8 protein-coding genes are annotated in these 11,690 nt (G+C 39.5%); 1 reads left to right on the top strand and 7 read right to left on the bottom strand.

Annotated elements, in window-relative coordinates; genetic code table 11:
* From ACEW8O_RS11580 to ACEW8O_RS11570, 3 genes are all read right to left on the bottom strand, one after another.
* Window positions 1-589, bottom strand: a 589-nt coding sequence (locus tag ACEW8O_RS11580; protein ID WP_373494790.1) for a PKD domain-containing protein, incomplete at its 3' end; no start/stop codon positions are given.
* A gap of 13 nt (window positions 590-602) precedes the next feature.
* A complete protein-coding gene (locus ACEW8O_RS11575; RefSeq protein ID WP_373494789.1) occupies window positions 603-2,069 on the bottom strand; it encodes a RagB/SusD family nutrient uptake outer membrane protein in 1,467 nt (488 codons plus the stop codon).
* Window positions 2,070-2,074: 5 nt separating this feature from the next.
* Window positions 2,075-5,158 carry a SusC/RagA family TonB-linked outer membrane protein gene (locus tag ACEW8O_RS11570; protein WP_373494788.1) on the bottom strand — a complete coding sequence of 1,028 codons (3,084 nt, stop codon included), beginning with the start codon at window positions 5,156-5,158 and terminating at the stop codon, window positions 2,075-2,077.
* A 253-nt stretch (window positions 5,159-5,411) separates the two neighbouring features.
* Here ACEW8O_RS11570 and ACEW8O_RS11565 point away from each other — a divergent pair, with 253 nt between their 5' ends.
* Complete coding sequence (locus tag ACEW8O_RS11565) at window positions 5,412-8,294, top strand: two-component regulator propeller domain-containing protein (RefSeq protein ID WP_373494787.1); 2,883 nt, start codon at window positions 5,412-5,414, stop codon at window positions 8,292-8,294.
* 150 nt (window positions 8,295-8,444) lie between these two features.
* On the opposite strand, the gene ACEW8O_RS11560 is transcribed toward ACEW8O_RS11565, so the two are convergent.
* The 4 genes from ACEW8O_RS11560 to ACEW8O_RS11545 all read right to left on the bottom strand — a co-directional run.
* The gene (locus tag ACEW8O_RS11560) at window positions 8,445-9,275 is read right to left on the bottom strand and encodes a helix-turn-helix domain-containing protein (RefSeq protein ID WP_373494786.1); all 831 of its coding nucleotides are present in this window, start codon (window positions 9,273-9,275) and stop codon (window positions 8,445-8,447) included.
* A 239-nt stretch (window positions 9,276-9,514) separates the two neighbouring features.
* The gene (locus tag ACEW8O_RS11555; protein ID WP_373494785.1) at window positions 9,515-10,924 is read right to left on the bottom strand and encodes a Gfo/Idh/MocA family protein; all 1,410 of its coding nucleotides are present in this window, start codon (window positions 10,922-10,924) and stop codon (window positions 9,515-9,517) included.
* A gap of 161 nt (window positions 10,925-11,085) precedes the next feature.
* Window positions 11,086-11,295, bottom strand: a complete 210-nt coding sequence (locus tag ACEW8O_RS11550; RefSeq protein ID WP_373494784.1) for a DUF2892 domain-containing protein — start codon at window positions 11,293-11,295, stop codon at window positions 11,086-11,088.
* A gap of 150 nt (window positions 11,296-11,445) precedes the next feature.
* Window positions 11,446-11,690: L-histidine N(alpha)-methyltransferase (locus ACEW8O_RS11545; RefSeq protein ID WP_373494783.1), on the bottom strand; the 245-nt coding region annotated here is incomplete at its 5' end.

Genomic DNA, 11,690 nt, shown 5'->3' with positions numbered 1-11,690 from the left:
AAACAAACCCATTTGTCTGCCATTCAAATTTAAAATCATTTAAGTGAAAGGTGTACCTGTCAGTGTACATGCCACTTCCAGTTTTTTCGTTTGCCTGTGCCTGATACCACTCAGGAAAATTTCCAGCTGCACCCACAGGATTAGGACCTACGCCAAAATGACCTGATCGGGCGGAATCAACCACCCATGTTTTTCCTTCCAGAGCATCTATCCCTCCTGTCAATAAATTATAGATAGGTCTGTCCAACAAGGTTGGGTCAGTCCTTTCTATGACAACCTCCAAAGTAGTACTCGCGCTTCCTCCCCTATCAAATATGGTAAGGGTGACATTGTAAGTTCCTGCAGAAGGATAAATTCCTGTAACATTTCTGCCTGTTGCAGTAGCCCCATTGCCAAAATCCCACTTCATCAGGAAGAACTCCTGATCTGCGGTGAAATTGATGATATTGTCATTTTCCGGACTTGGTTCGAATGTGAATCTTGCCGCTTGGTCAGGAGGAGTGGTGGCATCTAACCTATACTCCTCAATACAGGCTACCATCAGAACAATTGGTAGCAGTAAAAACAAATATTTTATATATTTTTTCATATCTATTTAATGTTTAATATCCCGGATTTTGGGCCCACCTTCCCCCTGCCAGATCAATCTCCACTTGCGGGATTGGAAATAATTCATGTTTTCCAACCTGAAACCCGGAAATAGCCTCAGCAGCTTTACCTGTCCTTACCAAATCCCAGAACCTATATCCTTCTCCTGATAATTCCAATCTTCTTTCCCTGTAGATATCCTCCAAAAGCTGAGCGCCCGAACTTGAAATATTTCCAACTCCCGCCCTTTGCCTTACCTTGTTTAACTCAGTTCTCGCTCTTGCATCATTTCCTGACTGTGCAAATGCCTCAGCTGCCATTAACAATACATCCGCAAAACGAATTGCCCTATAATTTAATTGACTTGTCAAGTCATCATCCGGAAGGCCTCTCTCATCTGCTCTTTTGATATATTTATTGTTGTAATAGCCAGTGTGACCACCTCCACCCTCCGCATAGGAAATCGCAGATGGATTTGATTGGGCGGAAATAAATGCATCAAGATCCAAAATGGTCACCTGTCTTCTGGGATCATTACCAAAGAAATCATAAAGATTTTGAGTTGGAAGGTTGTAACTGTTACCGTCAGCATAAAAAGGACCCACATAATTTCTGATAGAATGAAATCCCACGGCAGGATTACCTTGCAAACAAACCAAACAACCATAATCACCACCTTGCAATCCCGAGTGTTGGATGGTAAATACGTCCTCACTTCGGTTCTGATTCACAGCCAACCACATCGTGTTCATATCTGTCATCAAGGCGTAGTTAGCCTGATTGGTGCTTACCAATTCATCAAAAACCTGTGCAGCTTCCGGGAATTTCTTCTGATACAACAAAACCTTCCCTTTCAAAGCCATGGCTGCGCCTTTGGTAATTCTTCCAATCTCCGGATTGGTCCAATTGAGTGTTTGGATCGCTCTATCTAGATCCCTTTCTATTTGACTATAGATTTCCGCCTTTGGAGTCCTGTCAACCTGGAAAACTTCATTGATTGAAATTCTCCTATCCACTATTAATGGCATATCTCCAAAATAATTAACCAATGTAAAATAGTAATATGCTCTAATGAACGAAATCTCCGCCATCAAACGCTCCTTGGAAGCGAATTCTATTTTATTCTCATTTTCAAAAATGAAATTAGCTCTTGCTATACCTGTGTAATTAAATCTCATGACATCACGTAATTCATTATTGACCCCACCATGGACCATGTTGTCAATCTCATGAAGGCCCTGTGTGTCGTTTACACTTTCACCTCCTGCTATAGAATTATCTGATGCGATCTCCCCTATCCAAATCTGCAAATAGTTTGTTTGCATTAAATCATAAACACCTATTACAGCCCTTTGAAAATCCTCTTCAGTATTAAAGAAATTCTCGGCATCCTGTGTGAATTCAGGTTCAATTTCCAGCCACTGATCACATGAAACCAACGTCATGCTCAATATAAGAATGATGATATATATATTTTTCATGCCTTTTAGAATATAAAGTTTAAACCGCCCATGATTACTCTTGCCTGTGGATAAATGCCATTATCAACACCTGCAAATAATGGGTTACCGGATCCTACATCAGGATCAAATCCCATATACCTTGTCAATGTTAAAAGGTTATTGGCAGCGACGTAAAATCTCATCGAGCGGATCCCGATCCTTCCTGTAATCTCCTCAGGAAGTGTGTATCCCAACTGAACATTTCTTAACCTGACAAAAGAACCGTCTTCTACAAAGAAGTCCGAAAAAACCGTATTTCTTGTCTGACCAGTGGTCAGTCTAGGGATTTCATTTGTACTACCCGGCCCCGTCCATCTATCTACATTATATGCCAATTGATTGGCAAATGGTTGCTGCCTTTCATAGTTTCGGATGATTTCCTGGCCAATTGCTGCATAGACATTGGCTGATATATCGAATCCTTTAAAATCCATAGCCAAATTCAACCCCATAATGAAATCTGGAATCGGAGAACCTATAAAAGTTCGGTCCGAATCATCACTGAAATTGATGACACCATCTCCGTTTGTATCTACAAACCTTAAATCACCAGGCCTTGCGCCTGCTTGTACAACAGGACTGGAAGCAATTTCTTCCTCAGATTGAAAAATTCCGTCCGTCTGAAATCCTATGAAATAACCTATTGGAAAACCTTCCTGGAATCTTGTGGCAACATTACCACCGACACTAAAACCTGCACCCGGAATAAAATCCAATCCTTCAGGAACCTTCGTCACCCTATTTCTAATGAAGGTAGCATTGTAATCAATTCTAAAATTCACACCAGTAGGTTTTTGGGTCCCATATCCAATTTCCAGTTCAAGACCTTTATTGGAAACATTTCCCGCATTGATTACCGGAGGTGAACCACCCGGGCCATAAGAACCCAATAAAGCCGAAACCGCTGGTTGAAACAATAAATCCCTGGTATCCTTGATAAAGTAATTGGCTGTGAAATCGATAGATCTCCAGAGTGTAAAGTCCAGACCAATATTTGTTTGTAAGGTAGTCTCCCACTTCAGATCAGGGTTACTTGTTGCACCGATCGCGGCACCGTTGATGATAAAATCATTGAAAACATACCTCGCCAACCCATTCATCAAGCCACGATATCTGAAAAGTCCGATTTGATCATTACCGGAAATACCAAAACTGGCCCTCAGTTTCATGAAATCAATTGCGCTGTTTTTACCAAAAAAATCTTCATCAGAAAGGACCCAACCAGCAGACACAGAAGGAAAATATCCAATTCTATTGTTTGGACCAAAATTAGTAGATCCATCCCTTCTCAAAATAGCTGAAAACATATACCGGCCCTTCAACTCATACTCTCCTCTAATAAAAGCAGATACCAGCCTTTGTCTGGTCTGGAAAGAACCTGTCTGGTTTAAAAATCCTCCGGGAGCCTGACTGGCAGAAATATCTGCAAATGCAAGATCATTATTTGGAATATTGAAAGCAGTTCCATTAAGTCCCATGTTTCTGTTACCAAAGTAACTTACACCCAGGGTACCTTTGATTCTGTGAATATCCTGAAACCTCCTGTCATAATTCAGGAAAGACTCCAAGTTATAATCTAAAAATGTATTCCTATTCTCAAATACTGATGCACCTCTTTCAATTTGTGTACCACCTACATCTACAAGTACAGGATCTAAATTCTCATTTCTCGCACTATTGGCAAACTTACCGGGACCAAACCAAGCTAGTGGAGAGAAGGATTTACCATCAACCAAAGCAAAATTATATCCTGCTCGACCATTCAAGCTAAAATGCTCATTTATCTGATAAGAGATTTCTTCTTTACCTACAATTTTATTTACAAATGTTTCATTGAAAGTATTTTCAATCTGGGCCAATGGGTTGATGATGTCTGCCACATTTTCCAGGTAAGAAAATCTGTCTCCAACAAAAACAGGTTCAGTTGGATAGGCATTGATGGTGTTAAATAAAACTGAGCCAATCCCCCCTTGGGCAATTCCACTGGTCTGCTCGTGAGTGTACAAAAACACGCTTGTCAGCTTCACCTTGGGTGCCAATTCCGTAACAAAGTTAATCCTCGCATTATAACGTTCGAAGTTTGCTTTTGGCCCCCCTACAATTCCCTGCTGTCCAAAATAGGTCCCACCAATTGAATAAGAAGTCTTTTCAGAACCGCCGGTTACTGTTAAGTTATATTCTTGGATCGGTGCTGTTTCGAAAACCTCATTTTGCCAATCAGTACCTCTTCCCAAGTTGACATTGTTAAATGGAGGTGTTATGCCCCCTGCTGCAAAAGCCTCATTTTTTAAAATGGCATATTCTCTTGCATTCAGAAGATCCAGCTTTCTGGCAGTTTCCTGTACACCATAATATGCACTGAAATTTACTGCGGCTTTACTATTGAGACTTCCCTTCTTTGTTTCAATGATAATAACACCATTTGCAGCTCTTACTCCATAAATTCCTGCGGTTCCATCTTTCAGGACATTGATTGTTTCAATATCATTGGGGTTAAGTGAGTTGAGCCCGGCGGCATCAAAAATTACTCCATCTACCAATATCAGTGGGTTGTTATTACCAAATGTGCCCAAACCCCTGATTCTAATATTGGAAGTTCCTCCCGGTGCACCTGAGTTAGTGGTGATATTTACACCTGATATTTTTCCTTGCAATGCCTGATCTAATCGAGGCATATTCATTTTGGCAACATCATCTCCCTGAACTTGAGCAACTGCGCCGGTAAGTTCTTTTTTAGTTGCCGTACCATACCCAACCACGACCACTTCGTTGAGGGAGCTGATATCACTTTGGAGGGTTACGTTTAAAGTAAGGTTGCTACCGACTCTAAGCGTTTGAGCTTGGAACCCAATAAAGCTGAATTTAAGTTCGTCCCCTTCTCTACCTTCTATGGTAAAATTACCATCCAAATCCGTAATAGTACCTGTAGCAGTACCGACCTTAAGGATGTTGACTCCGGGAAGTGTTTCTCCCCTATCATCAACTACTCTTCCGGTAATCAATCCCGTTTGGGCTGAAATCCCGAAATGAATACCCATGGTCAAAATCAACCATAAAATTCTTTTCATAATTATATTTTTGGATTTAATTATCAATTGTCTCAAAGCAAGCAATATAAAATAACAGAGCAAAAAAGAAGACCACATCAATACTACATCACATAAGATTAATTTCTTTCACAAAAACTCAGCAAATGGTGAAATAATGGTTAATTAAATCAGATAGCTTAATTTTTTACTTTTACAGCCAACTCAACTTTTCCTTCAATCCTATACATCAAATAAAAAAATCAGTATCTTGCCAACATACAATTTACCCTAAATGAAATACCGATTCCTCCTCTTTATTTTGACTTTTGTCACTTGGGAAATTTTGGCACAAAGTCCAGGGCTACCATTTTCCAAATTTTATTCCAGCGAAGAGTATCAAGGCGGAATCCAAAACTTTTCTTTTAACCAAAGTATTTCAGGATTGATTTATGTGGCTAATAATTTCGGGCTTTTAGAATATGACGGTACAACCTGGAGAAGGTATTCTCTGCCCAATAGTACCAAGATTAGGGATGTCCATATTGATGAAAGAGGGATTATTTATGTAGCAGGGCAGGGCGAATTTGGTTATTTTAAACCTGATGAAACCGGCTATTTAAGGTATCATTCTCTATCGGATAAGCTTCCAGAATCAAGTAAAAATCTTGAGGAGGTGTGGAAAATAATATTCGTTCACGATCAGGTCATTTTCTGTACCTTTCAGGAAATATTTGTTTTTTCAAATAATCAAGAACTGATTTCCATCATAAAGGGAATTCCGGATTTTGAAAGCTTTCATTATACCAACAATAAATTTTTTACAAACCAGAGGGAAGAAGGTCTTCAGGTTTTTGAAAACGGCAAGTTGTTACCTGTTGAATTTGGGAAAGTTTTCGAAGATGATGTCATTACAAGTATCATTTCATTAAACACCAATCAGCAACTTATTTTTACCCGAAACAATTCGGTTTTTATTTCCAACTTTAATACCATCACCACTTGGGAAGCTAATATTCCAGGTAATATTCAGATAAATATAGCACTGAGACTCAAAAATGGAAACATTGCGATTGGCACCCAAAGTGATGGATTGTATATCCTGAAAGACGATGGTCAATCAGTCCTTCGAATGAACAAAGACAATGGATTACAGAACAATTCCATCCTGACGCTATTTGAAGATATGTCAGGCAACCTTTGGATTGGACATAACAATGGCATCACCCTATTGGAACTGAGCCTTCCTTTTAGGTTGATAGATCAGTTTTCAGGATTGCCGGGGACAGGATATGATGCCATACTTCATGAAAATTCTATTTACTTTGGAACCAATTTTGGGCTTTCGGTTCAAAAATCCAATTCCGAAAATCAAAACCCAATTCAAAAAATCAGCGGAGGTTACGGACAGGTTTACCAACTGGCAAAAATTCAGGATTTTTTGCTTTCGGCACAAAATGACGGGGCATTTGCCATCAAAAATTCCAAGGCAACGTCCATTGGAAGTCTGCCCGGAGTCTGGAACTTTCTCCCGTTAAAGGATCATCCTGACTTGATCATTAGCGGCAGCTACAATGGTTTATTACTTTTTGAAATTAAGGACAACGATATCAAATTTTTAAGGAAACTGAACGGTTTTGAGGAGTCTTCAAGGATATTGGAGCAGGATGCGAACGGAGACATCTGGATGACGCATGGATATAAAGGAGTTTACAGGTTGAGGTTAAATGAGACTTTGGATGCAGTGGAATCCAAATATTATGGAACTGAATCCGGACTCCCCACCAATCTGCTCATCAGTGTTTGGAAAATCAATAACAGATTGATCTTTTCTACCGAATACGGTATATATAGCTATAATTCACAAGAGGATAAATTTGAAATTGACTCCTTCTTTTCAAAATACTTTGATTATGATTTTTTGGCCACGAGCATGGTGGAAGATGCACTTGGAAATATTTTTTTCATAGGGGATAAAGAGGTTGGTGTACTTGAAAAACAGATCAATGGAACCTATGTCAAAAACTATCAGATTTTCAATAAAATCATTCCGTTTTTAAATGATGACTTACAAAATATATCCTTGATAAGGGCCAATGAAGTACTGTTTGCCGCCAACGACGGGTTTATCTGGTATAAGCTCGACAATAAAAGCGCCTCCTCGACTTCATTCCCAACCATGATACGGTCTGTATATCTAACAGGTGTTTCCGATTCTTTGATTTCGCAGGGTAACTATTGGGAAAAAGATTCCCTGCAATATTCCCAGGTACTTAAGGCTATTCCTACTATACCTTATCATTTGGCCAATATCCGTTTCGAATCAAGTAATCCTATTCCGAACAATGAAAATACCACCCAGTTCCAATTCTGGCTGGAGGGTTTTGAAGATGGTTATGGAGATTGGACGGTCAAGAGGGATAAAGCCTATACTAACCTGAGGGAGGGAAAATACATATTCCATGTCAGAAGTAAAAACATCTACGATCAGATCGGCAGTCCAGATTCTTACGCTTTCAGGATACTTCCTCCATGGTACAGATCCTATTTGGCATATTTCATTTATTTTATAATTGGCCTGTTTTTATTAACATTCATTTACAAAATGATTGACAAAAGATTCCAGAAAAAGACACATGAGATTACAGATGCTCAAAGAAAGGCCTTGCAACAAAAAGAATCTGCTCTGAAAAGTTCAAAGGAAGAAATAGACCGGTTAAGAAATGAAAAGCTTATGGCAGAAATCCAGAGCAAAGACAAGGAATTGGCATCTGCAACCATGCACCTTCTCAATAAAAACGGTTTCATTGACCATACCAAAACCCATCTGAATTCCATTATCAAGAAGAGCAAAAACCAGGAAGTCAAAAATGAAATCCAAAAGGTCGTTCAGAGCATTGATAAAAACATTGCAGGTGACAAAGACTGGGAACAGTTTGAAATCCACTTTGATCAAGTGCATGGGGATTTCATGTCTAGATTCAAAAAAGAATATCCCAATCTCAGTCCTCAGGAAATCAAACTTAGTGCTTATCTTAGAATGGACCTCTCTTCCAAGGAAATGGCCTATCTGATGAATATTTCAACTAGGGGAATTGAGATTGCCCGGTACAGGTTGAGGAAAAAAATCAAATTGGAAAGGACTGCCAACCTTCAGGAATTTATTTTGAAATTTTGAAAGTAGGCAAAAGATATAATACTTGAGACTTAACCCAAAAAATCCCCGCTCTTAAAAAAAGACCAAGGATTTTTAAAATCAAGAGTAACAATTAAAATTAAATTAATCCTTTGATTCAAATCCAATTACCAATGACTGTGAAATAACCATTCACCCAAATGCATGTATATCAAGATTCCTAGGATTCTGAATTTTTCCTGCATCGGATTCATAGGCTTTGTATAATAACACCAGCTGGAGGATTTCGAAAATTGTAAAAACAAATAAACCTGGAATTGCAAGGATGATACTCATAAATGCAATCCCTGAAATGATACTCAAAATTCCTGTGACCAAAGCAAAAGACCCAAATTCTGATTGATACCTGATCAGACCCAAACCAAAAACAATATACAGCGCTCCAAAGAGAATTGCCTTAGAAAACTGTACTGATTGCCAAATAGAGGCATTATTGAATCCATAGATATCAGCTGCAACACTAAAGCAAGTCGCTAAAATCAAGAGAATACTTGCTGCTTTGATGATTATATTGGGTTTGATCAAACTCAGCATAAAATAACCAAATGTAAATAACCCAAATGTAAGCATAATACCTATTTTGACAGCTATATACCAAGGAGCAGCTTCTTGACTAATCCCCTCTCCCGCTTCCCAAAGTCCGAAATCAAATACTCCTTCCACAAAAGCCAACAGGAAATAGACAATTCCTACAAAAAAAGCAATTTTAAGATAATCAACTTTCCCTTTCATCTCAGGATTGATTACCTCATTATCTGTTTTGGTAAGTTGGATTTCTTTAAAATCATAGCCCAACACCTCTAAAATACTTTTGATGGTATAACTCCTCGGGGTCACTTCCCCGGACTCAATGCGCTGGATAGTGCGTACATTGATGTTGCAAAGCTCGACAAGTTCTTCCTGTGTCAGTCCTTTGGCTTTTCTCAGTTCGAGAATTTTTTTGCCCAATTCTGGTTGTTTCATGGTAATATGGTTTTGTTTGACCATGGCAAGTTGGATTGATTTTTACAAATATAGCCCGAAAATCGGGAGGATTTAACCCGACATTTGCACGGCATTTGGCTTAGAGGCGAGAAAATTAGAGGCGAGAGGCTAGATGGTCCACGGCGTATCGAAGGTCTTTTTAAAAAGTGAGATCCTTGATAAATTCATGCCATGACTTTGAGTCACGGCATGAATACGCCTCCAAAAAAGGTCATAGCCTAAACAATCACCTTAGTAGTTCCCCCACCCTTCAATGTAATCTCAACAGGTTTATTATTTTTCCAGCTTCCTCCTGTAAAGTCGGGGACATCAATGGAATTGGACCTGTGGGCCACAGACCACTCACTCAATGGTGAAATGGCTGACCACAAAGCGGCATCATACACATCCTGATCCAAAGGCAGTCCATTGCGCAGGCAATCAATCAATCTCCAGTCCATCATAAAGTCCATGCCTCCGTGACCTCCGATCTGTTTGGCAAGCTCACCTACTTTTTTGACAATCTCAGGAGTATATTTTTCTTCCAAGGCTTTGACTTCTTCCTCTTTCAACCAGTCATGTCCTTTGGAGATTTTGGGAATGGGGTATTTCTGGGCAAATGCTTCGGTGCCGCTGATGACATGAAGTCGGGAATAAGGTCTCGGAGAAGTCACATCATGTTGTATCATAATGGAACGGCCTTTTTTGGTTTTGACTATCGTGGTATTCATATTTCCACCATATTGCTGTTCCGCAAAGGGGGCATAAAAGTTATCCTGCTCTGCCAGCTCTTTTGCCTTTGCAGCCATATGAAAATCAGCACTTGAAAGTGAGGTAAGGTAATCCATCTGATCTCCCCTGTTGATATCCATAATCTGGCAGATTGGTCCAAGACCATGGGTGGCATATAGATTTCCATCCCTGTAATTTTCTTTGAGCCTCCACATATTCTGATAACCTCCCTCAGTATCTTTCCTGAAATTGTTCATCAACAGATCATGAATATATGCCCCTTCGGTATGGATGATTTCCCCAAAGAACCCATCCCGCTTCATACTCAATGTCATCAATTCAAAAAAATCATAACAGACATTCTCCAACATCATGCAATGTTTTTTTGTCCGTTCGGAAGTTTCCACTAATTGCCAGCACTCTTCCAAAGTCTTGGCAGCAGGTACTTCCACTGCGGCATGTTTACCGTTTTCCATGGCATATACAGCCATGGGAGTGTGCCAGTGCCAGGGTGTTGTAATGTAAATGAGGTCCAAATCATTCCTGTCCACCATTTTTTTCCAAGCATATACTGAGCCTGAGTATCCCTCGGGCTGATGCTTGCTTCCCTGAAGCTTGGTTTTCAATTTATCCACACGTTCGGGTATCAAATCGCATAGCGCTTTGATTTCCACTCCTTCAATTTTACTTAAACGGTCAACCGCCCCCGGCCCCCTTTGTCCCAAACCGATTATTCCCACCCTGACCGTATTCAACTTTGGAGCAGCATAGCCACTCATATTGAATAGCTGATTATGGTTTTTTTGACTCAGTTGATATAATTGTTCAGGAGATTCAGCTCTGGAAAATTGTGGGACAGTTGCTCCGACAAGACCAAGTCCTGCAAGTTTGAGAAAATCTCTACGGTTATTGCTCATGTATTTTTGGATTTTAGTCCCGATAACTATCGGGATTAGATTTTAGAAATTTGAATTTAGGCTTAATTCTTTTTTGGTCAATGCTGTTTATGTAAAAAACAAAAAACCCATCAATGAATCTGTTTCATCAATGGGCTTTTACGTGAATTTGCTTTACTTCACTAGGCTTTTTTTGCAGGACAAGTGTTTAATCCTACCAAGGAATATAAGGGGCAAAAACTGACCAACGAGGTCAACAGTAATACAGCTGCCACCACAACTAGGACTATTCCAACAAAGCCTGAAACTATACCGGAAAAGTATAGGTAAGCTGCTACAATGGCAATCAGGGCACGGATAACCCTGTCCGCATTTCCCATGTTCTTTTTCATATTTAAGACGAGTTTATGGTTGAAATAGAAATACCAAACCAACAATGAAGGAAAGACAAATCAAACAGACAGTCAATAAGTTCAGTGCGGTTTTCATTTTGATGAAAGGTAATCAATAAACAGTGGGATAAATGTGACAAAAGTCCCATATCACTTTCTAAACAAACTCAAAGAATAATACTCCAGACTGTCCCTAAAATGTTTGTCCCAAGGAAACCCTGTTTTTACTGCCAACTGATCCAGTTCTTTTAAGCTGTATTTCTGAGAGACCTCGGTATGAATTGTTTCATATTTTTCAAAGTGAAAAGTGTGTTCAGCAATATGGACATCCTGCTCATCCATACTGACCAAAAAACTCAAGGCAGCACCATCCAAAGGATTGTACATCCCATAAT

Origin of the sequence: Aquiflexum sp. (assembly GCF_041749095.1) — a bacterium.
Lineage (GTDB): Bacteria > Bacteroidota > Bacteroidia > Cytophagales > Cyclobacteriaceae > Aquiflexum.
This window is presented reverse-complemented; position numbering and strand designations above follow the sequence as displayed.

Bases quoted from the DNA above. Each gene is read 5' to 3' on its own strand.
- ACEW8O_RS11575 (WP_373494789.1), bottom strand. From the start codon at position 2,069: ATGAAAAATATATATATCATCATTCTTATATTGAGCATGACGTTGGTT.
- ACEW8O_RS11570 (WP_373494788.1), bottom strand. From the start codon at position 5,158: ATGAAAAGAATTTTATGGTTGATTTTGACCATGGGTATTCATTTCGGG.
- ACEW8O_RS11565 (WP_373494787.1), top strand. From the start codon at position 5,412: ATGAAATACCGATTCCTCCTCTTTATTTTGACTTTTGTCACTTGGGAA.
- ACEW8O_RS11560 (WP_373494786.1), bottom strand. From the start codon at position 9,275: ATGAAACAACCAGAATTGGGCAAAAAAATTCTCGAACTGAGAAAAGCC.
- ACEW8O_RS11555 (WP_373494785.1), bottom strand. From the start codon at position 10,924: ATGAGCAATAACCGTAGAGATTTTCTCAAACTTGCAGGACTTGGTCTT.
- ACEW8O_RS11550 (WP_373494784.1), bottom strand. From the start codon at position 11,295: ATGAAAAAGAACATGGGAAATGCGGACAGGGTTATCCGTGCCCTGATT.